We start from the raw sequence: 26,860 nt of genomic DNA on the forward strand, positions 1-26,860 counted from the left end.
CTGCGACGGTCGGTACCGAGCCGGAGAACCACCCCCGTCCCACCGAAGCGGAGAACGCACATGCAGCGGCCCTCGTACGCCGACGAACCCGGGGCCGTCCGCCCCGGACCGCTCCACGCCCCGCCGGCCCCGGCCGACCGGTGGACGAGGCTGCGCAGGATCGGCGGCCTCGGCGCCGCGGTGGCGGTGACGCCGTACCTCCTGATCAAGGTCGTCTGGTCCTTCGGCCTCCTCGTGCCCACCGAGGAGATGGCCGGTGCCGACTGGCGGGCGGTCAACGCGGCGACGGCGTGCCTCGCCGCCGTCGGCGTCGCGCTGGCCGCGGCGTTCTCCAGGCCCTGGGGCGAACGGCTGCCCGCATGGCTGGTGGCCCTGCCCGTGTGGGTGGGCACCGGCCTCCTCGTCCCCATGCTGCCGCTGGCGCCGGTGCTCGGCCCGGCCGCCGTGAACCGCGATCAGGAGGCGGGCGCCCCGGACTTCTGGGTCTACGAGCAGACCCTCGTGATGGTCTCGCTGCTCGGCGTCGGAGTGGGCCTGCCGCTCGCCCTGGCGGGGTACGCCAGGGCGCGGTGGCCGGAGGCGCTGGGCGGCCCCCTCGCGTATCCCGAACCGGTCGGCGGCACCCGGCGGTTGCAGGTGACGCTGGCCCGGATGGTCGCGGTCGGCTGCGTCCTGCTCGGCTGCGTGAAGGCGTTCTGGGCCGCGGGCGGCGTCACCGCCCTGGACGCGGACGCCCTGGACCGCCGCGACCTGTGGTGGCACCTGCTGTCGGCGAGCACGGCCGTGTGGGCGTTCGCCGGGGCCTGGGGGATCCTGGTCCTGACGGCCCGTCGCGGCTCCCGCGGGTTCCTGCCGCCGATGGCCGCGGCCTGGGTGTCGTCGGGGATGCTGTTCTCGTACAGCGCCTACGGTCTCCTCACCCTCACCGACCTGCAGCAGCCCTCCCCGGAACTCCCCCTCGCGGCGGCCCTGACCAGGGAGGGCGGCGCGGTCCTCGGCGTGGCGATGGGCCTGACCCTCCTGCTGACCCTCCACGACCGCCGCCGCGCCCTGCGCGCCCCGGCCTGAGCCGCCCGCCGCCCCCCCCGGGCCCGTGGCGTGCGCCGGCGCGGCGCGGTGGGGCCCTCCGGCGCCGCCCGCCGCTACGGCGACCGCGTGGCGGCCGGCTCGCCGCGGCGGACCGCCGAGTCGGCCGGGACCGGGCGGAGCCCGAGGGCGATGACGGCCAGGGCGGCCAGGGCGACCCCGAGCAGCAGCCACATGGCGGCCCGGGCGCCGCTGGTGAACACGACCCCGAAGAGGTCACCGGCCTGTTCCGCGGTGAGGCCCGTGTGGTGCCGGAGCAGGGCCGGGCCGTCCTGCGGGTTCTCCACCACCCGCCCCGCCCAGGGGCCGGAGGCGAGACCGTGCCCGGCCAGACGGTCGTCGAGGGCGTCCCGCGCCGAGAGCCGGTAGACCTCCATGCCGACGGCCAGGCCCAGCGCGCCCCCCAGGTTGTGGCAGGTCCACGAGGCGCCGACGGCCGTCCCGGCCAGGTGGCCGGGCACGGCGGACAGGGCGGCGACGGTGGCGGGTCCCAGCACGAGGGCCCAGCCCACCCCCATCGCCACGAGCGCCGACACGAGGAAGGGCATGCCGGTGGCCGGGGTCAGGCGGGCCTGGGCCAGCGCCGACAGGGCGAGGGCCAGGAAACCGAGGCACAGCATGCGGCGGGGCCCGTGGCGGTCGACGAGCCGGCCGACGAAGGGGGACAGCACCGCCACGGCCGCCGTGCAGGGGAGCAGCAGCAGGCCGGTCGTGTGCCCGTCGAGGCCCCGCACCGCGTGCAGGTACAGCGGCATCAGGAAGAGGACGACGCAGTAGAAGAAGGCCAGCGCGAAATCCGCCGTCACGGCCCCCAGGAAGTCCCGTCCGGCGAACAGCTGGAACCGGATCAGCGGGTTCTGTGCCCGCAGTTCCACCGCCCGGAAGGCGACGAGTGCCGCGCCGCCGCACAGGAGGAGGGCGACGGTGCCCGGCGAGGACCACCCCCAGACGTGACCCAGGGTCAGCGCCAGGACGAGGGCGGGAACGGAGAGGGACAGCAGCGCCAGACCGGGCCAGTCCATCCCGCCGGTCATCTTCTCGCCGTACGACTCCGGCACGGTGGGGAGGCACACGGCCAGCGCGACCGCGACGAGCGGGACGTTCATCCAGAAGACCCAAGACCAGCTCGCCGAGCCGACGAGGAAGCCGCCCAGGACCGGACCCGACGCGAGGCCGAGCCCGTTGACCCCGTACAGGCATCCGATGGCCTTCCCCCGCTCGTGCGGCGGGAAGATCGCCGTGACCAGGGCCCCGGTCGCGGTGTAGAGGACCGCGCAGGCCGCCCCCTGCAGGAAGCGGAAGGCGATCAGCCACTCCGGGACGGTGGCGAAACCGGCCCCCAGGGAGGCCGCGCAGAAGACGGCGGCCCCCGTGTACAGCACCTTCCGCCGGCCGTGGCTGTCGGCGAGCCGGCCCATCGTCACCATGCCGGTGGACAGGGCGACGACGAAGACGTTCACGATCAGCTGGAGTTCGGTGACGGTCGCGCCGAGGTCGTCCTGGATGACCGGCGCCGCCGTACTCACGATGGTCAGGTCGATGCATCCAAGGAAACTCAGTGTCCCCAGACCCGCGAAAGCCCACCATTTCCGTACCTTTTCGGACCCGTCGTCGCTCACGCTTCCCTCGATTTCATCCCATCTCCTTTTCCGGGCAGTCAACCTCCCCTCCCCGTATGTGTCGACGGGTATACCGAGAAGGCATGGTCCCTTGTCGGAAAGGCATGACGAATTCCGGTCGGGCGCGATTGCGCGCCTCCCGGGCAGGGTTGCGAAAGGTGTTCCCGCGGCGCGGGGAAGCTGCTACGGTTTCGATGCCGGCGGAAAAGGACGGCGCTCCGACAATGGGGAGCGCATCCTCTCCGGCGGTTTCTGGAGGTTCTTCTCCGGTGGAGTGGCCGAGAGGCGAGGCGACGGCCTGCAAAGCCGTTCACACAGGTTCGAATCCTGTCTCCACCTCTGCCCCGCCCGCCGCCCGTGTGCGGCGGGCGTCGGTGTTGCCGGGCGGCTCTCGCGCAGCCGCCCGGCGCTCAGTCCGCCCTTCCGCCCCGGTACGCCTCACGGACCCGGTCCGCCAGCGCGGGCGCCCAGTCGGCGGCCCGGCTGTACGGCGGCCAGACCAGCAACAGGCGGTGGCGGGTGCCGGCGTCGGTCAGCGGGGTGTAGGCCACCCCGGCCGCCGGCGCGGGGAGCGGGTAGGCGGGCAGGACCCCCCGCACCGCGCAGGCCAGCGCCGCCGCCTCGGTCTCGTCGGACGCCCGGCGCACCTCGACGTGCACGCCGGCGTCCCGTACGGCCGCCGTGAAGTGGCGGCGCAGGTCGGCGTGCCGGCGCCCTGCGGGGAGTACGCACACCTCGCCGTCGAGGTCATGGAGCGTCAGCGCGGGCTGCCCGGCCAGCCGGTGGCCGGCCGCGGTGCCGATCAGCATGTCCTCCTCGGCGAGCACGGCGGACGCGAACAGATCCGGGAGCGGCCCGTCCGGCGCGGAGTGCCGCACCACGGCCAGGTCGAGGCGGTGGACGCGGAAGAGGCCCGGCAGGGCGGTGCCCGGGTCGGCGTCCCGCAGGTCGGCGGCCGGCTCGCGGTGCGCGTCCAGGAGGGGGCACAGTTCCACGTCCGCCCGGGGCAGCAGCGCCCGGGCGTGGGCGGCCACCAGGGGGAGGACGGGCGTGGGGACCGTGCCGATGCGCAGGCGCCGCGCCGACGGGTCGGCGGGGTCGCCGTGCCGGCCGGCGGCCAGGAGGCGGTCGATCCTCGGCAGCAGGTCGTCGGCGCACAGCAGCAGCAGCCGGCCCGCCGCGGTGAGGCGGGCCCCCCGGTGGTCGCGGCGCAGCACGACGAGCCCGGTCGCCCGTTCGAGGTGCTGGACGCGGCGGGTGACGCCGGCCTGGCTGACGCCCAGTGCCCGCGCGGCACCGGCCAGGCTCCCGGCGTCGGCGACGGCCCGCAGCACCCGAAGGTCCTGGACCTCCACGTTCATGGCGCCTCGCCGCGCGCCAGTTCGCGGTGCGCGGCGGAGAGCAGGGAGATCAGCTGGGGCACCCGTGCGGCGATCCAGCTCTCCTTGCGGTAGGCCACGAGGTGGTGCACGCGCATGTCCAGGTCGACCACGGGGCGGCGCACCACGCCCGGTTGCAGGGGCCGGTACGCCTGGGTCAGGGCCACGCAGCCCTGGTGGCGGATCACCTGGCAGCGGGGGCCGGAGACGACGATGTCGTGCGTGATGCGCGGAGCGAACCCGTAGGCGGCGCAGAGCCGGCGGAGCCCCTCGTCGCAGGCGTCCGGACCGGTGCACGAGATCCAGTCCTCGCACGCCAGGTCCGCCATGGTGAGCCGTTCCGCGACGGCCGGCGGCCGGTCGGCGGCCACCGCGAGCAGCACCGGGCTCTCCGCCCAGGAGACGTGTGCGATCGGGCCCTCGCCGGACGCGGGCGGACCCTCCACCGACTGGTGGTCCCGCAGGGCGATGTCGATCTCCCCCTCCCGCAGCAGGTCCATCAGCTCCCGGGTGGAGTGGGGCGTCACGATCTGCACGTGCTCCTCGGACGGCAGCCGCCGCAGGGAGCTGAGGAGGGGTTCGTAGAACACGCCGCACGCCGCCCCGCCGATGCGCAGGGTCCGCCGGCGCACCATGCGGTAGTCGCGCACGCGCTCCCCGAAGTCGTCGAAGGAGCGGAGGATCGACTCGGCGTGCTCCAGGACGGTGCTGCCCAGGGGGGTCGGACGGGTGCCGTGCTGGTCGCGCTCGAAGAGCGTCCCGCCGAACAGCTCCTCCAGCCTCCGTATCTGGCGGCTCAAAGCGGGCTGGGGGAGGCCCAGGACCGTCGCGGCCTTGTTCAGGCTACCCGTCTCGGAGACGACACACAGCTGCCGTAAGTGGCGAAATTGCAGGTCCATGTCATCAGTTAAGCCGCTCGTCGGAGCCTTTGCCAGGTCTATGGCGCAACGCGTCCCGTTCGCGGGATTTCTCGCTCGGATAAATCACCGATCGTTGAGCCGCGAACACTCTGCGCTATTCGAATCGGATTTGCGGCGGTGGCATAACCGGACGGCAGTACTCAACCCCCCGGCGGACCGTCACCATTCCACTCATCGCTTCTCGGGCCGATGGCCTGGATGCGTCAGGGGGGACCGTCCGTACCACTGCCTGAAGGTGCATATGTTTGAGATTGAACCACTCACGGAGCGATGTCGCGGCTTATTGCCCACAGCCGTTCACGTATGCGTCGGAGTGAGCCCTTTCAACAGCTACTTCAACGGGCCGCGACTGCTGCGGCTGGCCGAGTGGGCCCTGCGGCGTTTCCCGCACGTCCACTTCTTCGTGCCCGACACCGCGGCCGCGTACACCTTGGAGGCGCTGGGGTACGCGCCGAGCCGCGCACGCCACAAGGCCCAGAGGCAGGGGCGGTACGTCCACAACAAGATCTGCACCGCGTTGCGGGAACTGGGTGTGCGGGAGCCCGAGAGCCTGGTCCTCGGCATGGACCGGCTACACGACACGCCCCGCTACACGAGGCTGCTGGACGAGGCGCACCTGCGCTTCCGCCGGGACGAGGACTTCCGCGCCGCGTGCCTGGACGCCTCCCACTGGGTGCTGGACCAGAAGCTCCCGCCGGGCACCGCCCCGACCGAGGAGCAACTGCGCGGCGCCGTCCGTTACTTCCTCGCGGAACTGCCGCTCTTCGCCGACGCCGGGGGCATCGCCGGCCACCGCCCGTCGTTCTTCGTCTACCACCACCGGGTCGCCTTCCTGGAGCGCTTCTTCCGCCACGAGCTGGGCTGGCGACCGGTGGACGGGCAGGGCTTCCTGGTCGTCCGCGACCGGACGCCGGACGCTCCCGAGGAGCAGCAGCCGGCCGGGGCCGCCCTCGCGGGGGAGGTGGCCCGTGGCATCGGCTGAGAGCGGACGGGGAAACCCCCTGCCCCCCGAGGCGACCGGGACGACCGGGCGGCCCCTCCACGACGAGGCGGCGGACGACTACTCGCTCACCCCGGTACCCGAGGAGGCGCGCCGCTCCTGGTTCTCCGTGGCGGTGCAGCGCTTCGGGCAGGTCTCCTCCTTCCAGCAGTTCATGGTGGGCGCCGTCCTGGGCTACGGGATGACGTTCACCGACGCGGTGATCGCCATCACCGTCGGCTCGGTGATGCTGGAGATCATCACGATCCTGCTCGGCGTCGCCGGAGTGCGGGAGGGCGTGTCCACCTCGGTCCTGGCCCGCTGGTCGGGCTTCGGCCGCAAGGGCTCCGCCGCCGTCGGCATGCTGGTGGCGCTCAGCCTCGCCGGCTGGTTCGGCGTCCAGAACGGCGTGTTCGCGCAGGGCATGCACGACCTCGCCGGATGGGCCCCGGAGTGGGTCTGGGCCCTGGTGGGCGGCGCCCTGGTGACGGCCATCTCGGTGTGCGGCTTCACCATCATGGCGTGGACGGCCTACCTGACCGTGCCGGCGTTCCTCCTCCTCGCCGGCTGGTCGGTGGTGGACACGCTGGCCGGCCACTCGCTGCACGACCTGCTGACCGGGGCCCCGCCGGGGCCGGTGATGTCACTGGCCGAGGGCACGACGCTGGTGGCGGGCGCGTTCATCCTCGGCGCCCTGATGACCCCGGACATGACGCGCTTCAACCGCCGTCCCTCCGACGTCGTCAAGCAGACGCTGCTGGGGGTGACGCTGGGTGAGTACGTGATCGGGCTCACCGCCGTGCTGCTCGGGCACGCCGCCCGCACCGCCGACGTCGTCGGCATCATCACCACCTCGTCCGGCCTGCTGGGCACGCTGATCCTGACGACGGCGATCCTGAAGATCAACGACTGGAACCTCTACTCGTCCGCGCTGGCCGCGGTGAACAGCGTCGACGTGCTCCTGGGCCGCCGCGTCGGCCGGCGGGCCGTGACCCTGGTCATCGGCGTGGCGGGCACCGCCCTGTCCGCCGTGGGCATCGTGGACGGCTTCACCGGCTTCCTGGAGGCCATCGGGGTGCTCGCCCCGCCCGTGGCCGGGATCATCATCGCCGAGTACTACGTGGTGCGGCGCTACCGCCCCGCCCTGGACCGGGCCCGCCGCACCGGCCACCCGCCCGAGGGGATCGCCGACTGGCTGCCCCTGTCCCTGGTCTGCTGGGCCGCCGGAACCCTGACCGGCGAGTACCTGGGCGTCGGCATCCCCGCCATCAACGCCGTCGTGGCCGCCTTCGCCCTGTACGCGGTGGCCGGCCGGGCGCTGGAGGCCCGGCGCTGCGGCCCCGCCCGCCAGAACCCCCTGCCCGACCGAACGGCATGACGAGGATCGGAGGCCGACGTGCTGCCCCTGGTGAAGAGGGACGAACTGAAAGCCCGGATGGACGCCGGAGAAGTCGTCGTGGTCGACACGATGCCGGTGGCCTACTACGAACGCGAGCACCTGCCCGGCGCGGTGAACATCCCGGGTTTCCCGTACGAGGAGGCGGCGCGCTTCACCGACGAACTCGCGCCCACCGTACTGCCCGACCGCACCGCCCCCATAGTCGTGTACTGCGCGAACGTCCCGTGCCGCAACAGTGAACTCGTCGGCGCGCGGCTGGTGTCGCTCGGTTACACGGACGTACGCAAGTACCGCGAGGGGATCGAGGACTGGGTCGCCCACGGTCTGCCGACGCAGACCGCCGCGGGCTGAACGAGCCCCCGGGACCCCCTCCCCCCTCCGCACCCGCGTGCGGCCATCCCATCCCGCACCCCCACCCACCGAAAGGAAAGCAGATGACGTATCGCCGACTCGCTGTCGCCACCGCGGTAGCAGCGATGCTCTTCGGCGGCACCGCCGCCCCGGCCGTCGCCGCCCCGGCGGCGCCCGTGGCCGAGGCGCCCGCCGCCGCCGAGATCCCCTCCGTCGTCGAGGTGACCCCGGCCAACTACGAGCAGGTCATGCAGTGGTCCCACACCAAGCCGGTGGTGCTCGACTTCACCGCCGACTGGTGTTACTGGTGCCAGAAGCAGAAGCCGTACCTCCAGAAGTACAACACCGAGGACAAGGGCGCCTGGGTGTGGGCGAAGGTCGACGTCGACGACAACCCCACCCTGTCCAGGAAGTACGGGGTGCGGGGCATCCCGGCGCTGCTCAACATCCAGAACGGCACGGAGGCCGGTAGCCGCCTCGTCGGCTACGACGGTCCGACCTCGCTGCGCACCTGGCTGAACAACCTGTGAGAACCCGTGTCGCCGCCGCGTCCGCGGCGGCGACACGCCTGCGCGCACCCCTCTTCGAAAGGCTCACCCCCATGAACAACTCCCTGGTGCGGGTCCTGACGGCGACGGCCGTCGCGGCCGGCGCGGCCCTGTCCGCCGGCCCGGCCTCGTCGGCGGCCCCGGTGGACCGCCCGCAGTCCGCCTCCTCCGCCGCCACCGTCCACATCGTCGAGGTCAACGGCACCGAGGCCACCAAGGAGGCGATCACCCGGCGGGCGCAGGAGATGATCGCCGTCCACGGCGGCGAACTGCGGAGGGTGTACCACGCCGCCTCCCAGGCGTTCTCCGTCTCGCTCACCGAGGAGCAGAAGACCTCCTACTACAAGGACCCCCGCGTCGACTCGATCACCGGTGACCGCGTCTACCGGGTCGCCGGGAAGCAGCAGGCCGTCCGGGGGCCGGGCGTCACGCGGGTGGCGTCCGGCGGCATCCAGATATCACCGCCCTCGTGGGGCCTGGACCGCATCGACCAGCGCGACCTGCCGCTGGACGGCGTCCACCGCTTCCCCCACGGCACCGGCGCGGGAGTGGACACCTACATCGTCGACACCGGAGTGCGCGTCGGGCACCGGGAGTTCCTGGGCGGCCGGGCCCGCGGCGCCTACGACGCCATCCGCCAGGGCCCCGGCGGCGACAGCGACTGCAACGGCCACGGCACCGCCTCCGCCGCCACCGCCGCCGGGCTGTGGACCGGCGTCGCCAAGGGCGCCACCGTGCAGTCGGTGCGCGCCTTCGGCTGCGACGGCACCGGCACGCTGGAGCACATCATGTCCGCGATCGACTGGATCACCGCCCACGCCGACGGCCCCTCCGTGGTCAACCTGGGCTTCTCCGGCGAACCGGGTTCGGTTCTCGACCTCCAGCTCTACCAGATGACCGGCAAGGGCATCGCGTACACCGCGGCGGCGGGCAACGGCGACGGCTCGGGCAACGGCGTCGAGTCCTGCGAGACGACCCCCGCCCGGCAGACCACCGCCATCACCGTCGCCGCCACCGACCGCGACGACAGGCGCCCGACCTGGTCCAACTACGGCTACTGCGTGCACCTGTTCGCCCCCGGCACCGACATCACCACCGCCGGCGCGCGGAGCGACGGCTCCTACGTCAGGCTGACCGGCACCTCCGCGGCCACCGCCGAGGTCACCGGGGCGGCGGCCGTGTACCTGGCCCGCCACCCCGACACGACACCGGTCGAACTGGACCGGGCGCTCGCGGACGCCGCCACCGAGGGCCGTGTGCGGGACGCGGGCCCGGAGTCCCGCAACCTGCTGCTGTACACCGGCCCGTCCGACGCCACGGCGGAAGGCGACCGGCGGTGAGCGGCGACGTCCGGGACGTCGTCGTCATCGGATCGGGTCCCGCCGGCTACACCGCCGCCCTCTACACCGCCCGGGCCGACCTCCGCCCGGTGGTCCTGCGCGGCAGCACCTTCGTCGGCGGCGCCCTGGCCACCACCACCGCGGTGGAGAACTACCCGGGGTTCCCCGACGGCGTACAGGGGCCCGACCTGATGGACGCCATGGCCGCGCAGGCGGAGCGGTTCGGCGCCGAACTGGTCGACACGGAGGCGGTCGCCGTCGAACTGGCCGGGGACGTCAAGAGGATCACCGACGACGCGGGGCGGGAGCACCGGGCCCGGGCCGTCATCGTCGCCACCGGGACGAGCCACCGCAAGCTCGGCCTGGAGAAGGAGGACGAGCTGTCCGGGCGGGGCGTGTCCTGGTGCGCCACCTGCGACGGGTTCTTCTTCCGCGACCACGACATCGCCGTGGTCGGCGGCGGCGACACGGCCCTGGAGGAGGCCACCTTCCTGAGCCGGTACGCCCGTTCGGTCACGGTGGTCCACCGGCGGGGCGCCCTGCGGGCCTCCAAGGCGATGCAGCGGCGGGCCCTCGCCGACCCGAAGGTCTCCTTCGCCCTCGACCGCGAGGTGGCGGCCCTGCACGGCGACACCGGTACGGGCCTGACCGGCCTCACGCTCCGGGACACGGCCACCGGGGCGACCGAGGAACGGGCGGTGACGGGGCTGTTCGTCGCCATCGGCCACGATCCGCGCAGCGGGCTGTTCGCGGCACGGCTCGCCCTGGACGAGGCCGGGTACGTGCGGGTGGACGCCCCGTCGACCCGTACCAGCGTGCCGGGCGTGTTCGCGGCGGGCGACGTCGTCGACCGGGTCTACCGCCAGGCCGTGACGGCGGCCGGCACCGGGTGCGCGGCCGCCCTGGACGCCGAGCGGTACCTGGCCGAGCGCGGCGACAGGCAACTGTCCCGGCAGCTCCCGGCGCTCCGGTAGGACCCCGCCGGGCCCGTCCCGTTTCCCGGTACCGGCCCCCCACCGGTCCATCCCCACCCGGGACGCGGCGCGGCGGCCCGTACCGGGGCGGCCCCGGAAGGCGGAACAGCCGACCGGGGCCGCCCCGGGGGCCGGTCACCTCCGCCAGAACAGGTGGTGGGTCACCCCGCTCGGGCTGGGCACGACCTCCAGGTGGAACCGGTCGAGCAGTTCGTCGGGTGTCTCCCAGAGCCGCAGCCCGGACCCGAGGCGCACCGGTGAGACCGCCACGTGCAGGGTGTCGACGAGGTCGGCGTCGAGGAACTGCCGGATGGTGGTGACCCCGCCGCCGAGCCGGACGTCCTTGCCCCGGGCCGCCTCCCGCGCCCGGTCGAGGACCGCGGCCGGGTCGCCTTCGACGAAGTGGAAGGTGGTGTCGGAGAGCGTGAACGAAGGACGCCCGTGGTGCGTCATGACGAACACCGGGGTGTGGAACGGGGGTTCGTCCCCCCACCAGCCGCGCCACTCGTGGTCGTGCCAGGGTCCGCGCTGCGGCCCGAACTTGTTGCGGCCCATGATCTCGGCGCCGATGTCGCGCGCGTAGTCCCGCGTGAAGTAGTCGTCGAGGCCCCGGCTGCCCCCGGGATCGGTGCGCATGGGCCAGCTCGCCGTGGCACCGGCCCAGGCGAACAGCCTCTCCGGGTCGACGTGGCCGAACGGCCTCTCGAAGCTCTGGTCCTCACCGGCGCCGACGCCGTCACTCGAGACGTTGAAGTTCTGGACCCTCAACAGCTGGGTCATGTGTTCCTCCCGTGGTTTCCGACAACACCGGTAGGACTCCTGGGACCGGGCGAACTCATCGCCGCGTCCGCGTCCGGCCGGAGACCGGGCCCTGCCGGCCCGGGGGCGGGGGGCGTCCCGCCCGGTCCCGGCGGTCCTCGTCGGATGCGTCCGCCGGTGTGCCCGGTCGGGTGGTGTACCGGGTCGGGCGGTGCCGTGGCTGCGACCACCGCCCGACCCGGAGCCTCACGTCTGCGGTACGAGTCCGGGGTGGGTGACCTGGGGCTCGTGCTCGCAGGTGTCGTCGATCCCGTAGGTGTCCCAGGCGGGGAACGGGTCGGCGTCGGGGTGGCTTTCACCCTCGGACATCAGGCAGTCCCCTAGCGCGGCCCGGAGGGCCTCCGCCCGCAGCGCGGTGCCGATGAAGACGAGTTCCTGGCCCTGGGCGGCGGTCTCGTCGTGGGCGCCCGAGGGCTCGAAGCGGGCCACGGAGCCGGCCTGCGACCACAGGCCGATCACGTTCGGGCGGCCGGCCAGCCGGAAGAACCCCTTGGAGCGCAGGACCTGTCCGAACTCCCCGCTGTCGAGGCCCTCGGTCACGAAGGCCCACAACCGCTCCGGGTGGAACAATCGGTCGGAGCGGAAGACGGTCGAGGAGATGCCGTACTCCTCCGTCTCCGGGACGTGGTCGCCGTTGAGCTCCATGACCCAGCCGGGTGCCTGCTGGGCCCGCTCCACGTCGAAGAGGCCGGTGCCGAGGACGGCACCGAGGTCCACGCGCCCGCGGGTGGCGGACACGAGGCGGGCCACCGGGTTGAGGCGGGTCAGGACGGCCCTGAGCCGGTCGGCGCTCTCGTCGTCGACGAGGTCGAGCTTGTTGAGGACGATGACGTCGGCGAACTCGACCTGGTCCATCAGCAGGTCGCTGACGGTGCGTTCGTCCTCCTCGTACTGGTCGAGCCCGCGCTCGGCGAGCCCGTCCCCGCCTCCGAGCTCGGGCAGGAAGTTCGCGGCGTCGACGACCGTGACCATGGTGTCGAGCCGTGCCAGGTCGCCGAGGGTCGCCCCGTCGTCGCGCGGGAACGCGAAGGTCGCGGCGACGGGCATCGGCTCGCTGATGCCGCTGGACTCGATGAGGAGGTAGTCGAAGCGGCCCTCTCGGGCCAGCCGGTCCACCTCCTCCAGGAGGTCGTCGCGCAGGGTGCAGCAGATGCACCCGTTGGTCATCTCGACCAGCCGCTCCTCGGTGCGCGAGAGGGCGGCCCCGCCGTCGCGCACGAGCGCGGCGTCGATGTTGACCTCGCTCATGTCGTTGACGATGACCGCGACGCGCAGGCCTTCGCGGTTGCTCAGGACGTGGTTGAGCAGGGTCGTCTTGCCCGCTCCGAGGAAGCCGGACAGGACGGTCACGGGGAGGCGGCCGGTCATGCCCGTCAGCCCTCGGGACGCAGCAGGCCGCGCTCGTACGCCTTGACCAGGCGCTGCGGCACCAGGTACGCGGAGCCGTCCACGGTGAGGGGCACCAGCTGCGTCGCGGTGGCCTTCCACTGGGCGCGGCGGTGGCGGGTGTGGGAGCGGGACGTCCTCCGCTTGGGTACGGCCATGGTTCAGGTCCTCTCTGGATGAGCGGACCCAAAGTTATATGAAAATGGATTCCATTACCAACTCGGTGGGGTCGTCGGGCGCGGAGGGCGCGGCTGCAGGCGCCCGCTCGGTGTGAGCGGGCGCCTGCCCGGTTCCGAGGGGTGGTGCGCCGTCAGGCCCAGCGCTCCGCCGCGTGGGCGTTGTCGTACCTGACCTGGGCGCGGACGGAGGGGGTGACGCACACGTAGTCGTTGGGCCGGGCCTCGCGCCAGACGTACCCCTGTCGGCAGACGTACGATCCGGGCAGCCAGCGCTCGCTGGCGTGGGCGTTGTCGTTCCTGGCCTGGGTGCGCTGACTGGGGCGCACGCACACGTAGTCGTTGGGGGTGGCCTCACGCCACACGTATCCCTGTTTGCACCATCGGGCCTGCTGCGGTGTGGCGGCTTCCGTGGTGAGCGGTGCCGTCATGACGCTCGCTGCCGCCGCCATCGCCGCGGCGACGACGGTCAGTCGGCGGGGCCGGGAGTTCATGCTCATGGTGACCTCCATGAAGGGATCGTTCGAGCAGATGAACGATTCGATTCACGGTAGGGCGGCGGTCATGGCGCTGCCATTCGATGCGTCCGTTCGGGTGACGGCGTGAGAGGGGAGGGCCTCTCCTGCGGGGCCCTTCGGGGCCCGGCCCGGTACCCGGGAGAGCCCGGCGCCTACGGCACGGGACGGAGGCGGAAGCGCGTGTAGTCCTCGAAGACGGCCACCGGCACGAAGCCCAGCCGCCGGAGGAGGGCGGCACTCCTGTCGTTGCCGTGCGTGACGCCGGCGAAGATGTCGGTGGCCCCGAGCTCGCGTGCCGCGTACGCGTACGCGGCCGCACACGCGGCTGTGGCGTGACCCGAGCCGACGTGGGCCTCGCCGAGCCAGTAGCTCGTGCCGTAGCGCGGTGGGGCGACGGCGACCAGATCGACCCGGCCGATCAGTTCGCCGTTCCACCGGATCCCGTAGCGCCGGCCGGGAGCGGGGTCCTCGCCCAGGTGCCGGCGGGCCCAGCCCGGGGTGGCCTCGCTCTCCGCCCGGTAGTCGCCCAACCGGCCGAGGTGCTCGCGGTTTCCGTCCAGCAGCGCGTAGTACGCATCCGCGTCTTCGAGCGTCAGCTCACGCAGGACCAGGCCCGGGACCCGGGTGGGGACCTCCGGGACCGGGACACGGGGCACCGCGGACTCCGTCACGACACAGAACGTAGGACGGGACCTCCGCCGCGATCAACAGCGGGGGAGGGGGAGGGACCACGGGCCTGCCGTGGAGACGCCGTCCCTCCTGGCACCTCCGGCAGGTCCGCCGGGTCCGCCGGGTCGAGGAACGGGGGACGCGGACCGGTGGGCGGGAGGCCGCGGCGTGACGCGGTCACCGCACCGCCTCACCCCGTCCCGCGCCCACACACGCCGGCACCTGCCCGTGCCGTCCCCACCCCGCCCCGTGACACACGAAACCCCCGCACCCGGTACGACCGGGGTGCGGGGGTCCCGCCAGCGGCCAGGCGCGCTGCCCGGAGGCTCCCGGAGCGCTTGCCGGGAGGAGGGGAAGCGGACCGCTTCCCCTGCGGTCAGCTGGCGGGAGCGGCCTGGTAGAGGCCGCGACCGGCGCGGTGGGCCCGGGAGGTGGCCACGAGGCGGTCGAGCGTGCTGCGCACGGCGTTGATGCTGCCGGGCGAGTCGTCACGCTTCAGGGCCTGGTTGACGTCGCGGGCGCGGACGGGGTCGCCGCCCGACTCCGCCAGCACGCCCAGCACCTGCTCGGTGAGTCCGGTGCCCTCCTCACCGGAGGGCGCCGCGGTGGTCTTCTTCGCCGACGGGCCCTTCGCGCGCTTGGCGGGAGCGGCCTTGGCGGAACGACGCGGCTGCTTCTGCTGCGAGGTCTTCTTCGCGGGCTGCTTCCCCTCCGTGCGCGCGGCGGTCTTGCGCGGGGCGCGGCGTGCGGGGGCGGCAGGGGCTTCGGCCTGCGGTTCGGGGGAGGGCTCCGTCTCGGCGGGGGGAAGCTTCTCCGGGTCCATGACGGCCTTGGGGCCGGTGGCGAGTTCCGCTTCCGCGCTCACCGAGGGACCGGACTCGGCGCCGGGCACGGCGGCCGGCTGCTGCGCCGGGCCGGCGGCGGACAGTGTCTGCAAGGCGGTGAGCGCGCTGCGGACGGACTCCAACCGGTCGGTGACGGCGGCGAGTTCCTTCTCGAGTTCCTGCTGCCGTTCCTCCAGCCGGGGGAGTTCGGCCCGCAGGAGGTCGATGGTCGCCTCGATACTGCCCGGCTTGCCGTTCATGGAGCTCACAGTGTCGCCTTCCGTTCCTGTGTGGTGTCGGTCGCGTGGATGGCCGTAGGACTGCGGCGCAGCACGGGTCTCCTCACGCAACAATGGTCTCGTTCTGCCCAGTGCGCAGGAAACGAAGCACGGGACGACACGACCGACGGACTCCCCGGACCGTCGGGTCCGCGGACGACGGGCTCCGCGAAGTACCCGTTCCCCGCGTCACCGATCAGGATCGGCCGGTCCCCGGGGCACGCCCCCGGGACCATCCGTCCACGGGACGAGCCGCGCGCGACGGCCGTCGCGCGCGGCCGGCGGCCCGTGCCGTTCAGCCGGCGGGGGTGGGCAGCCGGAGGCGTCCGTCGCGGACCACGGCGATCCGGTCGACGGCGGTGAGGTGGGTGCGGTCGTGGGTGACCAGGACGGTGGCGGCGGCCTGCCGGTGGGTGAGACGGGTGATGAGGTCGATGACGGCGGCGCCGCGTTCGTGGTCGAGGGCGCTGGTGGGTTCGTCGACCAGGAGGACGGTCGGGTCGTTCATCAGGGCACGGGCGATGTTGACGCGTTGGCGCTGGCCGCCGGACAGCTGGTGGGGGCGCCGGCCGGCCTGGTCCGCCAGGCCGACCGCGTCGAGGAGTTCGAGGGCGCGGGTGCGGGCCTTGGCCGGTGAGCGGCCGTCGATCCGGGCCATGACCTGGAGTTGTTCGGCGGCGGTGAGGGAGGGCAGCAGGTTGGGCTGCTGGAAGACGATGCCGATCTTGTGGCGGCGCAGGTCGGTGAGCTCGCCGCGGGTCATGCCGGTGGTGGTGGTGCCGTCGATCGTGACGGTGCCGTGGTCGGGGGTGATCAGGGTGGCGGCGACCGCGAGCAGGCTGGACTTGCCGGAGCCGGAGGGGCCGACGACGGCGGTCAGGCTGCCCTTGGGCACGTCCAGCGTGACCCGGTCGAGGGCGGTCAGGCGGCTCTCGCCGTCCGGGTAGGTGAGGGTGACGTCGGTCAGGTGCAGGCTCATCGGGCACTCCCCAAGGCGGTCAGCGGGTCGACGGAGGTGATGCGGCGGATGGACAGGGCGGCCCCGAGCGCGCCGAGGAGGACCATCACGGCGGCGGGGAACAGGACGGTGGCGGGAGTCAGGAGGAACGGCACCGCGCTGCCGGCGACGAGGGCGCCGAGGGCGGCGGCGATGCCGGTGCCGACCAGGGTGCCGCCGGCCAGCAGGACCAGGGCCTGGCCGAGGGCGTCCTTGAGGAGACCGGCCGTGGAGGCGCCGAGTGCCTTGAGGACGGCGACGTCCGCGCTGCGCTGGATGGTCCAGACGGTGAAGAAGGCACCGATGACCAGGGCGGAGATGGCGAACAGGAAGCCGCGCATCAGCTGCAGGGACCCGTTCTCGGAGGTGTAGGAGCCGATCGCGGACAGCGAGTCCTCCCGGGAGACCGTCCTGGTGCCCGCCGCCTCGTCGGCGGCCCTCGTGTCGGTGGCGGAGTCGGTGCTCAAGGCGACCACGGTCGCGGTCGGACCGTCCGCGGCGGCGGGCGGTGCGGTCTTCCGCCAGGTCGTGAGGCTGGTCCAGATCACGGGCGTGTGACTGAAGGAGGCATCGCCCCGTACGGCGGCGACCGTCAGCCGCTGCCCGGCGAGGGCGAAGGTGGCGCCGGGCTTCAGCCCCAGGTCGTCGGCGGCCGGGGTGGACAGCACGACGGAGCCGTCGTCGATCTCGCCGCTGCCGGGGGCCAGGGGAGAGCCGGGCCGCACACCGAAGACGGAGACCCCGGTGCTCCTGTCGCCGGCGGTGGCCCTGGTGGTGGTGATGCCCAGCGGTTCGGCGCTGGTGACCCCGGGGGTCCTGGCCCACTGCAGCCACTGCCCGGCGGTGACGGTGGAGTCGGCGTACGACAGGTCCTGCCCGCCGCCGGGGGCGTCGAAGGCGATCCTGTCGGCGGGCAGCCCGGTGATGGCGGAGACGTTCTGCCGGCCCAGGCCGGCGGTCAGCCCGGACAGCAGACCGACCAGCAGGGTGATCAGGACGATGACGGTTCCCATCAGGGCGAAACGCCCCTTGGCGAACTTCAGGTCTCTCCAGGCGACGAACACGGCTTGGCCTGCCCTCTCACATCGGTCGAAGCGGTAGGCCCCCACCCTCGCCGCCGGCCCCCCGCGGGGGCATCCGGCGGGGGAGGGCACTTCGCGGATCGAAAGGCGGCACGCGAGTTGTAACTTTCGATGGAGGCCCCGGCGGGGTCCTTCTCCTTAGGCTGGAAGGACTGTGAAGACCACTGCCCTCACCCTGACCTCGACCACCCGGGCGCTGGCCTGGTGCCTGCACCTGCTGGTCATCGGTCTGCTCGCCCTGGCCGCCGCCCGGGCCGTGGCCGCCGACCGGCCGCACGCCGGGACGATCGTCGCCGTGGCCGCGGTGTGCGCCCTGGCGTACGCGGCCGGACCGCTGCTGTCCCGCGTGCGCCTCTCCCGGTGGGCCGCCGCGTGGTGGCTGGCCTGCGTGGGCGGGGTGTGGCTGGCGCTGCTGGCCCTGTCCGCCGACGGGGTGTGGGTGGCCTTCCCGCTGTACTTCCTCCAACTCCACCTGCTGCCGCGCCGCGCCGCCCTGCCCGCCGTCGCCGCGACCGCACTGGCGGCGATCACCGCCTTCGCCGCCCACCAGGGCTCCTTCAACACGGCCATGGCGATCGGCCCGGCCCTCGGCGCCGCGGTGGCGGTCGCGGTGGTGTGGGGCTACCAGGCCCTGTACCGGGAGAGCGAACAGCGCCGGAGACTGATCGAGGAACTCACCGCCACCCGCGCCGACCTCGCCGCCGCCCAGCACACCGCGGGCGTACTGGCGGAGCGCGAGCGCCTGGCCCGCGAGATCCACGACACCCTCGCCCAGGGGCTCTCCAGCATCCAGCTGCTGCTGCGCGCGGCCGAACGGACCCTGCCGCACGCGCCGGAGAACGCCGCCCGCTACGTCGACCAGGCACGGCAGGCCGCCGTGGACAACCTCGCCGAGGCCCGCCGGTTCGTCGCCGCCCTCATCCCGCCCACCCTGGAGGGCACCACCCTGGCCGACGCGCTGGAACGGCTGTGCGCCACCACCTCCGCCCGCCACCGGCTCACCGCACGCTTCCACCTCACCGGCGACCCGGCCCCGCTGCCCACCGCGTACGAGGTCGCCCTGCTGCGCATCGCCCAGTCCGCCCTCGCGAACACCGTCCGCCACGCCCGCGCCACCACCGCCGACGTCACCCTCAGCTACCTCGTCGACCACGTCGCCGTCGACGTCGTCGACGACGGCACCGGCTTCGCCCCCGACCGGCTGCCCGCACCCGACCCCGAGAGCGGCGGCTTCGGCCTGGCCGCCATGCGGGCCCGTGTGCACGCCCTCGGCGGCACCCTCACCGTCGAGTCCACCCCCGGCCACGGCGCCGCCCTGGCCGCCCAGCTCCCCCTCACCCCGCCCGCCGACCGCGAATCCGAGGCCCACCGGTGACCGACCGCTCCATCCGACTGCTCCTGGCCGACGACCACCCGGTGGTACGGGCCGGGCTCCGCGCCGTGCTGGAGACCGAGCCCGGCCTCGCCGTGGTGGCCGAGGCGGCCACCGCCGAGGACGCCGTCGCCCGTGCCACCGGGGGTGACATCGACGTCGTCCTGATGGACCTGCAGTTCGGCAAGGGGATGGGCGGCGCCGAGGCCACCGCCCGGATCACCGCCCGGCCGGGCGCCCCCCGCGTCCTGGTCGTCACCACCTACGACTCCGACGCCGACACCCTGCCCGCCATCGAGGCCGGCGCCACCGGCTACCTCCTCAAGGACGCCCCGCCCGAGGACCTGGTCGCCGCCGTGCGCACCGCCGCGGCCGGACGCACCACCCTGGCCCCCGCCGTCGCGGACCGCCTCGTGAACCGGCTCCGCACCCCCGCCACGGCTCTGACCCGGCGCGAGACCGAGGTCCTCGCGCTGGTGGCCGAGGGCCTGTCCAACCAGGCGATCGGCAGGAGGCTCCACCTCACCGAGGGCACCGTCAAGTCCCACCTGGCGCGGATCTACGCCAAACTCGGGGTCGACTCCCGTACCGCCGCCGTGGCGACCGCGACCGAGCTGGGCCTCATCCGCCGCTGAGCCGGCCCCACGCGCGGCCCTCCGGTGGCCCACCCGAGGCCGGGCCGCCGGGAGGAACCACCGGACGGCTCGCCCTTGCGGGCCGCGGTGCGGTCACGGTGGCGGGAGGGGGAATCCGCCCGCGGGAACCGGCGCGCGGACGCCGCCTCGGTGTGCCTCTTCCTGCCCGGCCGGTGGGAAGCGGGTCGGTGGGCGGCCCTCTCGGAAGAAAAGGGAAAGGCTCCCGGTGGACCGGTTGCCGATCGGGATCGGCCCGCCCACCGGGAGCTTCGCGCGGTCGTCCACCTGTCAGGACCGGACCGGTCCGACCTTGCGGTTTCCGCCCCCCACTTCACCGTCACCGATCGAGGTGGGAAAAGGCTCACCGGTCAATGATTTCGTGTGGCATTCCTGTGACCTGCCGAAGGGGATTCCCCTTCGTTCCGCCGCCCGTCGGCCCGCCCGCCCGACGCCGTCACCGGGGTGGGGACCGGGCGCACTTCGGCGTGGCGACGGGGGGCGGCAGCGGCGTGGAACATCACGGATCCGCCGCGAGGCACGCGAACAGGCAGGCCCCGTAGAGAACGGGGGTCGCGATCAGCGGCTGGCACAGTACGGCGCAGAAGATCGGGGTGTTCGGCACGTGTCACCTCCTTTCGTTCCGTTCCAGGGGTGGCTTTTTCCCGGCCGGCCCCTACCCGGCTTTTTCGACGATTCGGCTGACCTGCGCCATCGTCTCGTCGAGGGAGAGGTCGCGGACCGGCTTCTGCAGCAGGAGCGGCTGTCGCACGACGCTGTCCGCGTGTCCGTCGGCGAACGTCGTCACCTGGTCGAGGAGCACCGTTCGCGAGTGGGCCGGCCGGAGGTTCGCCGCGTCCTCCCCGTCGCCGTAGTCGATGCTCACCCTGACCCCTGTGACCAGCCGGTCCGGTGTCGTCGTCGGCGGGACGTTGTCGACGGTGAAGTGCATTTCGTACTCGGTTCTCTGGCCGCGGTGGACCAGATCTCCCGCCATGCGCCAGTTCCCGACGACGTCGTTGCTGTAGGTGAAACGGACGTGGGCGGTCCAGCTGTAGCCGTCCGGGCGATCCTCCTTCTCCAGTGAGATCACTTCTCTTCGGGTGATGGTGGCAGGCCATTCCGGCACGGAATTCCCCCTTTTCGAATAGCTGGCCGATTCCCCCTATTTCGAAGTTAGGAGTCCCTAAGTGGGGCGTCAAGGGCTCCTTCGGTAGTGATATGTGATGACTAATTATTTCGGTTTTGCGGGCTCCGGTCCGGTCGGATCCGGAGGCTCGCTTCCCGTCTCCGGCGGCCGGTGCCCTGCCGCGAGGCGCACCGGTCGAAGAGCGTTTTCCGGTCCGCCGCCCGGGCGGGCCGGACGCGCCGGTCCCGGCCGGATCGGACCGAGCGGGAAGGGGACGGGCCCAGGGGGATCGGCGGGTTCCGGCGCCCCGATCGTCCGAGGCCGCGTCTCGCGTGTGCCGGCCGGGCCCACGGGGCCGAACCGGAAGGGCCGGGACCGCGATGGCGTGGGCGGGTTCGCTGCCACCGGGCAGCGGGCGGTCACTGGGCGGACCGGCCCGCCGGGGCGCGAGGGCCGGCGCGTCGCGCCCCGGCGGGCCCGGACGGCGTCCCGGACAAGGCGCTGACCAGGCCGGACAAGCGGCCACTGTCCGGGACAGCCGCAAACCGTTGCTCCGGCTCGACCGATGTCGGCACGCTCGATGCGGCAGGGGTCCGGGCCGGGACCGGGTGGTGTCCGGCTCCGGGTGACGTACGTCGGCGAGCCCCGAACCGGCGGTGCCGGCCGGCCCGGCCCGGGTCTGGTGCGGCGTCGCCGGGCGGAGCCGGGGGCACCTCGTGCGCGAGCCGGGTGGTGAGCGTCGCGACCGGCCGTCGGAGCGGGGAGAGTGCCGTCGCGTGCTCGTACGCGGGGCGAGGGAGGGGACTTCACCCTCCTGCCGGGAGGCGGGTTCCCGCGTACCCGTCGTGCCGTCGCGACCGCGGCCGTCGGCACCGCAGCCGTACGGGCGCGTCGGCCGATCGACCGCCCGGCCCGGGTGGGGCATCCGTGAATCCCGGCCGCGGCTCCCGTCCCCGGTGGATGCGGGCCGTCGACGCGTCGGGCGGGTGGGCCTCCCGCGGGCCGTGGACACCGCGCGCCGCCGCCTCCGGGGCCACGGACTCCGACGCCCGTCGACCGGGCCGCGCCCCATGGATCGCACACCGGAGAAGGACAGATGATCATTTCCGAGTTCTCGAGTGGTCACCTGACGGGTGACGACCAGATCGCCTACTGGGAAGACGTCGGGGCGCGATCGGCGATGGCCGCTCGGCTCACGCCCGTGGCCGGGGACGGCCTCACGGCCCACTGCAGGATCCTCGATCTGGGGCGCCTCCAGGTCTTCGTCCAGAGCTACCCCGCACTGTCCGCGCACCGGAGCGCGACCATGGTGCGGCAGAGCGATCCGGAGGTCCTCCACCTGTGGCTCACGGCCGGGGGCGGCCTGAGCATCAGCCAGGGCCGGGAGGAACTGACGGCCGCGGAAGGGGACTTCGTCGTGTACGACTCCTCCGGCCCCCTGCGGGGCAGACACACACCGAGCGAGCAGGCGGGTGCCTCCCTGATGATCCAGGTACCCCGGGCCGAGCTCCCCCTGCCTCCCGCCGCCCTGGGCCCCGCCCGTCCCACCCGCATCTGCGGTCGCACAGGGGTCGGCGCCCTCCTCGGTTCGCACGTGCGAGAACTGGCCTCCCGTACGGAGGAGTTCGCCGGATCCGGATCCCCCTTCCTCGGCGACGCGACGCTTTCGCTCGTCACCGGCGCGCTGGCCCGGACCCGAGGAGTCGAGACGCGGCGGCTGCCGGAGCCGGCACGACAGTCGGTGCTGCGGGAGTGCGTCAAACGGTTCATCGGAAACCATCTCGGCGATCCGGAGCTGACACCGGCGCGCATAGCGGCGGCCCACCACATATCCCTCCGCTACCTGCACAAGCTCTTCGAGGACGAGGACCACACGGTCGCCGACCGGATCCGCACCCTCAGGCTCCGCATGATCCGTCACGACCTCTCCGACCCCGCTCTGGCCGCCCGTCCCGTCTACCGGGTCGCTGCCCGCTGGGGCCTGACGGATCCGACCTACGCGAGCAAGGCGTTCCGCGCCACGTTCGGACTCACCCCCTCCGAGCACCGCCGCCGAGTCCTCGGGAGCCGCGCCGTGCGCTGATCTCCAAGGCCCGTGCGCTGCCGTACCAGGGAACGGCGCGCTCCCTCGACATACTCGTTTCGTTCCCGCATCCCGATCGGCAAAGGAGTCCGCCGTGGCCTTCAACATCGCTCGCACGCTCGCCGTCACCGCCGCAGGGGCCGGCCTCGCCCTTTCCCTCGCCGTTCCCGCGCAGGCCGCCGGCGGCAGCTACAGCGTCAAGCTCGCCAACGGCTGCGGCTCCGCGTCCGGCACCTACCACTGGTACGCGACCGGTGTCTACGACGGCAAGCAGGCTTACAAGACGGACTGGGACTTCAACCTCAGGGACCTCTGCAGCACCAACGGCCGGGCCGTGAGCCTCTACACCAAGTACACCAAGTGGAACGGGTCCTCCTGGGTCAGCGACGGCAAGTACCACAAGATCGCCTCTGCGGGGAACGGATCCAACGTCGCCGACGTCCGGATCTTCCTGTGCGAGGTGGGCTACCCCAGCACCTGCGTGAGCATTTGACGGTCGGCCGCCACCGGCCACGCCCTCGGACCGGTCCGAACCCCTCGGGCGGTGTCCGGCGCCTGACGCCACGGGCTCCTGCCCGTGGCGTCTGCTCCCGTGGACGGCGCCGGACCGCGGCTCGGCCGCGTCCCGGACGGCTGGGACCGTCGCGCGGTGTCCGCGTACCGGTCGTCGCGACGGCCACCGGCTTCCGGCGGCCGGTCGCGTCGCGCCTCGTACACCGCGCGGGGCGGGAACGGCCCCCGGCCGATGCGATGAGCCGACGCCCGGACCCCGCAGCCGTTCCGGCCCGACCCGGGGCCGTCGCCACCGGTTCGGCTCCCTGCCACCCCCGCGCGCCGTCACGGCTCCCGTCACCGCTCCCGGCGGCGCGCCCGCTCTCACGGCGCCCGCCCGGTCCGCGTCGGCCGCCGAGCGCGGCGGCCGACCGCCTCCGCCGCGCGGTCGTACGCTGGCCGGGTGCACAGTGTGGAGCTGCTGCCCGACGAGGCGACCGAGCGGGCCGTCCGCGACGTGTGGTCCCGCCTGATGCGGGCGGGCCTGCCCAGCCAGGCGACCCACCGGCACCCGACGAACCGCCCGCACCTCACCCTCGCCACGTCGGACACGCTGACCCCCGGGGTCCGCGCACGGCTGGACGAGGCGCTCGCGGTCCTGCCGATCCCGCTGGTCCTCCGGGGAACCGTGCGGTTCACCGGCCGCACGCGGGTACTGGCCTGGGCCGTCCGGCGGGACGACGCCCTGCTGCGCCTGCACGAGGCGGTGTGGCGGGCACTGGGGGACACACCGACGGGCGGAGGCCTCAATCCGCTCCACGACCCCGCGCGGTGGAGCCCGCACATCACCCTCGGCCGTGGCCGCGACGTCGTCTGGCCCGTCGCGGACGACGGGCTGCTCCCCGCGGCGCCCGGCGCGCCACCGGGCGTCCTGGTGGGCCGGTGGGTCGGCGCCCGCACCTACGACTCGACGACCCGCACGACCGCCCGCCTGGGCCCACGCACCTGAGGCCGGCGCGGACGCGGCGCCGGAACCCCGTCCGTCCCGCGTACGGGACGCCGCGCCACGGCCGGGAGGGCCACCGGCTCCCCCTCCGCACGGTCCGGGCCGGTCCGTCGTGCCGACGCGCGAGATCGACCGTCCCCGGCCGCGCGGGCGCCGGGGATCAAACCCTTTGGTGCGGCGGACTCCGCCGTGGTTGGCTCGCGCCCATGACTTGGCTGCCACATGACTTCGTCCACCCCCTCCACGTCGACATACCCGGCGTGGACCACCGGCTGCGTCCGATCAGCGGCGCGGACGCGCCGCTCGACTACCCCGCGGTGATGGGCTCACGGGAGCGGCTGTGGTCGATCTTCGGTGCCGCCTGGGGCTGGCCGTCGGCCACGATGTCGTACGAGGCGAACCGTGCGGACCTGGAACGGCACGCCAGGGAGATCGAGGCGCACCAGTCGTTCAACTACACCGTCGAGAACGCCGACCGCACCGCCCTGCGCGGCTGCGTCTACATCGACCCGCCGGAGAAGCGGGGAGCCGACGCCGAGATCTCCTGGTGGGTGGTGGACGAGGAGGTGGGCGGTGCGCTGGAACGGGCGCTGGACGCGTTCGTACCGCGCTGGATCGCCGAGGACTGGCCGTTCGAACGGCCCCGGTTCATCGGACGGGACCTGACGTGGGAGGAGTGGCTGCGGCTGCCGGACCCCGCGTGAGCGGCGGCCGCCGAACCACCGCGTGAGGGGAGGCCCGCCGGACGGGTGGCCGGGGCCCGCCGAGCCCCGCCCCCTGCGCGCTCCCCTTCCCGCAGGACGGACAGGGGGTACGCCGCGCGGCGCGGGGGCCTCCTCCGCCCCGGCGCGGTACCCCCTCCGCGTCAGGCCAGCAGCGCGGCGGCGTGCTGACGTGCCTGGTCCAGCCAGGAGGCGCGGGTCTCGTCGGAGGAGTCGGTGACCGTGCGGAAGACGACCCGGCGGACGTCGGTGACCCCCACGTACGGCAGGACGCACGCCGACCAGATGCGGTGCAGGGGGTCCCCGAACTCGGCCTCCTCGCGGTCGGCGGGGGTGTCGGAGGTGTTCAGGACGAGGGCCCGGCCGGCCTTCAGCAGCCCCTCGGGCTCTCCCTCCGCGGTTCCCAGCTTGTAGGCGACGCCGGGCACCATCACACGCTGCACCCAGCCCGCCAGGACGGCCGGTGGCATGCCCCACCAGTTCGGGTGGACGAACACCATGGCGTCGAGGGAGGCCACCTCCGCCCGGTGCAGTTCCACCTGCGGGTCGTGGGCGCCCGCGACGGCCCCGACCGTCCCCGTCTCGTCGGCGGACAGCCCGGGCGCGAACCCCTCGGCGCACAGGTCGTGCGCGAGGACCTCGCACCCCAGGTCGCGCAGGTGCCGCACGACGGCATCGGACAGCGCGTGGTTGAAGCTGCCGGGCCGCGGGTGCGCGAGGTAGACCCCTATGCGCGTCATTCGTCCTCCCCAGGACATCGGTCGTCGCCGGCCACGGGGGTCCGCGATCGCCCCCGCCCGGCTCGGTTGGTCATCATGGTCGGTGAGGCGCCGCCCACGGAACCGGATGTCAGGATCCGGACGGGAACGGCCGGCCGCCGTGACCCGCCGCCACAGGACGCCCGCGGCCTGCGGCCGATGCGCCGGAGCCGCCGGACGGGCCCCATGGGGCGGTCACCGGGAGCCCCCGCACCGGGGGAGGGCCTTCGGGTACGGCTCGAAGCGCCACCGGTCCGGGCCCCGCCGGGCGCACGCCCCGTGAAGCACGGGAGCGCCCCGAGTCTCCCGCGCTGCCCGGCTAGGATCCTGGCCATGCCGCTGACCATGAAGGACGTGGACCGGTTCGAGGCCGAGAGGCCCCGCCTGGAGGCCATCGCCTATCGCCTCCTCGGCTCCGCGAGCGAGGCCGAGGACGCCGTACAGGAGACCTTCCTGCGCTGGCAGGCCGCCGACGTCGAGCACGTCGAGGTACCCGGGGCCTGGCTGACGAAGGTGCTCACCAACCTGTGCCTCAACCAGCTCACCTCGGCCCGCGCGCGGCGCGAGACCTACGTGGGCCAGTGGCTCCCCGAACCGCTGCTCGGCGGGGACCCCATGCTCGGCCCGGCCGACACCGCCGAGCAGCGCGAGTCGGTGTCGTACGCGGTCCTCACCCTCATGGAGCGGCTGACCCCCAACGAGCGGGCGGTGTACGTGCTGCGGGAGGCGTTCGACTACCCGCACCGGGAGATCGCCGAGATCCTCGGCGTCACCGAGGCCGCCAGCCAGCAGATCCTCCACCGCGCCAAGAAGCACATCACGGACGGCAAGACCCGCACCGAGATCGACGAGGCCGCCACCCGGCGGATCGTCGAGGAGTTCCTGGCGGCCGCCACCAGCGGGAGGACCGAGCCGCTCGTGCGGCTGCTCACCGTCGACGTCACCTCGGTCGGTGACGGCGGAGGGAAGGTCCCGGCCCGCACCAAGCCGTTCGAGGGCGCCCTCGCGGTCGCGAAGTTCCTGCGGGGTCTGTTCAAACCCGCTCGGTCCAAGCGTGCCCTGGCCGGCGGCTCGCCCGGCATCCACGTCACGACCGCCAACGGCGGACCCGCCGTCGTGGCGGTCCTCGACGGCCGGGTCATCGGCGTCATGTGCCTGGAGATCACCGCCGAGGGCGTCGCCGCGGTGCGCAGCCAGGTCAACCCCGACAAGCTCGGACGCGCGACCGAGGCGTGGGCGGCCACCGAGCACGGAGAGCCCCTGTTCCACGCCTTCTGACCAGGGCGTGAGCGCTTCCGGCCGTACTGTGAGCCGCTTCACAT

27 protein-coding genes and 1 tRNA gene are annotated in these 26,860 nt (G+C 73.5%); 15 read left to right on the top strand and 13 right to left on the bottom strand.

Annotation, left to right across the window (positions count from 1 at the left end; translation table 11 throughout):
• Positions 1-60: 60 nt before the first annotated feature.
• Entirely contained in the window at positions 61-1,068 is a 1,008-nt protein-coding gene (locus tag IE106_RS14895; protein WP_229840436.1) for a hypothetical protein, read from the top strand.
• Positions 1,069-1,142: 74 nt separating this feature from the next.
• Here IE106_RS14895 and IE106_RS14900 read toward each other — a convergent pair whose 3' ends face one another.
• Entirely contained in the window at positions 1,143-2,705 is a 1,563-nt protein-coding gene (locus IE106_RS14900; RefSeq protein WP_268255300.1) for an MFS transporter, read from the bottom strand.
• Between the two features lie 268 nt (positions 2,706-2,973).
• Between IE106_RS14900 and IE106_RS14905 the strand changes: the two genes are divergently transcribed.
• Positions 2,974-3,044 (top strand) — tRNA-Cys (locus tag IE106_RS14905).
• A gap of 71 nt (positions 3,045-3,115) precedes the next feature.
• Here IE106_RS14905 and IE106_RS14910 read toward each other — a convergent pair.
• Both IE106_RS14910 and IE106_RS14915 read right to left on the bottom strand, forming a co-directional pair.
• Positions 3,116-4,066 carry a LysR family transcriptional regulator gene (locus tag IE106_RS14910; RefSeq protein WP_189533978.1) on the bottom strand — a complete coding sequence of 317 codons (951 nt, stop codon included), beginning with the start codon at positions 4,064-4,066 and terminating at the stop codon, positions 3,116-3,118.
• Positions 4,063-4,983: a LysR family transcriptional regulator gene (locus tag IE106_RS14915; protein WP_189533980.1), complete on the bottom strand. Its 921-nt coding sequence runs from the start codon at positions 4,981-4,983 to the stop codon at positions 4,063-4,065. Before IE106_RS14915 ends, IE106_RS14910 begins: the two co-directional genes overlap by 4 nt.
• A 262-nt stretch (positions 4,984-5,245) precedes the next feature.
• Between IE106_RS14915 and IE106_RS14920 the strand changes: the two genes are divergently transcribed.
• The 6 genes from IE106_RS14920 (at position 5,246) to trxB (ending at position 10,595) form a co-directional block, all read left to right on the top strand.
• Complete coding sequence (locus IE106_RS14920; RefSeq protein ID WP_189533982.1) at positions 5,246-5,986, top strand: tRNA-dependent cyclodipeptide synthase; 741 nt, start codon at positions 5,246-5,248, stop codon at positions 5,984-5,986.
• A complete protein-coding gene (locus IE106_RS14925) occupies positions 5,973-7,361 on the top strand; it encodes a purine-cytosine permease family protein (RefSeq protein WP_229840438.1) in 1,389 nt (462 codons plus the stop codon). Before IE106_RS14920 ends, IE106_RS14925 begins: the two co-directional genes overlap by 14 nt.
• A gap of 18 nt (positions 7,362-7,379) precedes the next feature.
• Positions 7,380-7,733 carry a rhodanese-like domain-containing protein gene (locus IE106_RS14930; RefSeq protein WP_189533984.1) on the top strand — a complete coding sequence of 118 codons (354 nt, stop codon included), beginning with the start codon at positions 7,380-7,382 and terminating at the stop codon, positions 7,731-7,733.
• A gap of 83 nt (positions 7,734-7,816) precedes the next feature.
• Positions 7,817-8,263 (top strand): thioredoxin family protein, encoded by a 447-nt coding sequence (locus tag IE106_RS14935; RefSeq protein ID WP_189533986.1) that lies wholly within the window; start codon positions 7,817-7,819, stop codon positions 8,261-8,263.
• Positions 8,264-8,334: 71 nt separating this feature from the next.
• Complete coding sequence (locus IE106_RS14940) at positions 8,335-9,621, top strand: S8 family peptidase (protein ID WP_189533988.1); 1,287 nt, start codon at positions 8,335-8,337, stop codon at positions 9,619-9,621.
• Complete coding sequence (trxB, locus tag IE106_RS14945) at positions 9,618-10,595, top strand: thioredoxin-disulfide reductase (protein WP_189533990.1); 978 nt, start codon at positions 9,618-9,620, stop codon at positions 10,593-10,595. The genes IE106_RS14940 and trxB overlap by 4 nt, the downstream gene beginning before the upstream one ends.
• Before the next feature lie 135 nt (positions 10,596-10,730).
• Here trxB and IE106_RS14950 read toward each other — a convergent pair whose 3' ends face one another.
• The 8 genes from IE106_RS14950 to IE106_RS14985 form a co-directional block, all read right to left on the bottom strand.
• Positions 10,731-11,375 (bottom strand): dihydrofolate reductase family protein, encoded by a 645-nt coding sequence (locus tag IE106_RS14950; RefSeq protein ID WP_189533992.1) that lies wholly within the window; start codon positions 11,373-11,375, stop codon positions 10,731-10,733.
• Between the two features lie 225 nt (positions 11,376-11,600).
• Positions 11,601-12,782, bottom strand: coding sequence for a GTP-binding protein (locus IE106_RS14955; RefSeq protein WP_189533993.1), 1,182 nt, complete (start codon positions 12,780-12,782; stop codon positions 11,601-11,603).
• A 5-nt stretch (positions 12,783-12,787) separates the two neighbouring features.
• Positions 12,788-12,958 carry a 50S ribosomal protein L32 gene (gene rpmF, locus IE106_RS14960; protein WP_189533995.1) on the bottom strand — a complete coding sequence of 57 codons (171 nt, stop codon included), beginning with the start codon at positions 12,956-12,958 and terminating at the stop codon, positions 12,788-12,790.
• Positions 12,959-13,110: 152 nt separating this feature from the next.
• Positions 13,111-13,476, bottom strand: a complete 366-nt coding sequence (locus tag IE106_RS14965; RefSeq protein ID WP_189533997.1) for a hypothetical protein — start codon at positions 13,474-13,476, stop codon at positions 13,111-13,113.
• A 170-nt stretch (positions 13,477-13,646) separates the two neighbouring features.
• Positions 13,647-14,165 (bottom strand): GNAT family N-acetyltransferase, encoded by a 519-nt coding sequence (locus IE106_RS14970; protein ID WP_189533999.1) that lies wholly within the window; start codon positions 14,163-14,165, stop codon positions 13,647-13,649.
• Positions 14,166-14,539: 374 nt separating this feature from the next.
• Positions 14,540-15,247 carry a hypothetical protein gene (locus tag IE106_RS14975; RefSeq protein WP_189534000.1) on the bottom strand — a complete coding sequence of 236 codons (708 nt, stop codon included), beginning with the start codon at positions 15,245-15,247 and terminating at the stop codon, positions 14,540-14,542.
• Positions 15,248-15,560: 313 nt separating this feature from the next.
• Complete coding sequence (locus tag IE106_RS14980) at positions 15,561-16,244, bottom strand: ABC transporter ATP-binding protein (RefSeq protein WP_189534003.1); 684 nt, start codon at positions 16,242-16,244, stop codon at positions 15,561-15,563.
• Positions 16,241-17,326 (bottom strand): ABC transporter permease, encoded by a 1,086-nt coding sequence (locus IE106_RS14985; RefSeq protein ID WP_189534005.1) that lies wholly within the window; start codon positions 17,324-17,326, stop codon positions 16,241-16,243. Before IE106_RS14985 ends, IE106_RS14980 begins: the two co-directional genes overlap by 4 nt.
• Positions 17,327-17,498: 172 nt before the next feature.
• Between IE106_RS14985 and IE106_RS14990 the strand changes: the two genes are divergently transcribed.
• Complete coding sequence (locus IE106_RS14990) at positions 17,499-18,719, top strand: sensor histidine kinase (RefSeq protein ID WP_189534007.1); 1,221 nt, start codon at positions 17,499-17,501, stop codon at positions 18,717-18,719.
• The gene (locus tag IE106_RS14995; protein WP_189534008.1) at positions 18,716-19,351 is read left to right on the top strand and encodes a response regulator; all 636 of its coding nucleotides are present in this window, start codon (positions 18,716-18,718) and stop codon (positions 19,349-19,351) included. Before IE106_RS14990 ends, IE106_RS14995 begins: the two co-directional genes overlap by 4 nt.
• A 673-nt stretch (positions 19,352-20,024) precedes the next feature.
• On the opposite strand, the gene IE106_RS15000 is transcribed toward IE106_RS14995, so the two are convergent.
• Entirely contained in the window at positions 20,025-20,441 is a 417-nt protein-coding gene (locus tag IE106_RS15000; protein ID WP_189534010.1) for a hypothetical protein, read from the bottom strand.
• 1,132 nt (positions 20,442-21,573) lie between these two features.
• Between IE106_RS15000 and IE106_RS15005 the strand changes: the two genes are divergently transcribed.
• From IE106_RS15005 to IE106_RS15020, 4 genes are all read left to right on the top strand, one after another.
• The gene (locus IE106_RS15005; RefSeq protein WP_189534012.1) at positions 21,574-22,560 is read left to right on the top strand and encodes an AraC-like ligand-binding domain-containing protein; all 987 of its coding nucleotides are present in this window, start codon (positions 21,574-21,576) and stop codon (positions 22,558-22,560) included.
• A 94-nt stretch (positions 22,561-22,654) separates the two neighbouring features.
• On the top strand, positions 22,655-23,053 hold the full coding sequence (locus IE106_RS15010; protein WP_189534014.1) for a hypothetical protein: 399 nt from the start codon (positions 22,655-22,657) through the stop codon (positions 23,051-23,053).
• Between the two features lie 462 nt (positions 23,054-23,515).
• Complete coding sequence (locus tag IE106_RS15015; protein WP_189534017.1) at positions 23,516-24,061, top strand: 2'-5' RNA ligase family protein; 546 nt, start codon at positions 23,516-23,518, stop codon at positions 24,059-24,061.
• Positions 24,062-24,264: 203 nt separating this feature from the next.
• A complete protein-coding gene (locus IE106_RS15020) occupies positions 24,265-24,762 on the top strand; it encodes an N-acetyltransferase (protein WP_189534019.1) in 498 nt (165 codons plus the stop codon).
• 161 nt (positions 24,763-24,923) lie between these two features.
• Here IE106_RS15020 and IE106_RS15025 read toward each other — a convergent pair whose 3' ends face one another.
• Complete coding sequence (locus tag IE106_RS15025; protein ID WP_189534021.1) at positions 24,924-25,520, bottom strand: NAD(P)H-dependent oxidoreductase; 597 nt, start codon at positions 25,518-25,520, stop codon at positions 24,924-24,926.
• A 351-nt stretch (positions 25,521-25,871) separates the two neighbouring features.
• On the opposite strand from IE106_RS15025, the gene IE106_RS15030 reads away from it, so the two are divergent.
• Entirely contained in the window at positions 25,872-26,816 is a 945-nt protein-coding gene (locus IE106_RS15030; protein ID WP_189534023.1) for an RNA polymerase sigma-70 factor, read from the top strand.
• The last annotated feature ends 44 nt before the right edge of the window (positions 26,817-26,860 follow it).

The organism is Streptomyces roseolilacinus, from assembly GCF_014649335.1.
Taxonomy (GTDB): Bacteria; Actinomycetota; Actinomycetes; order Streptomycetales; family Streptomycetaceae; genus Streptomyces; species Streptomyces roseolilacinus.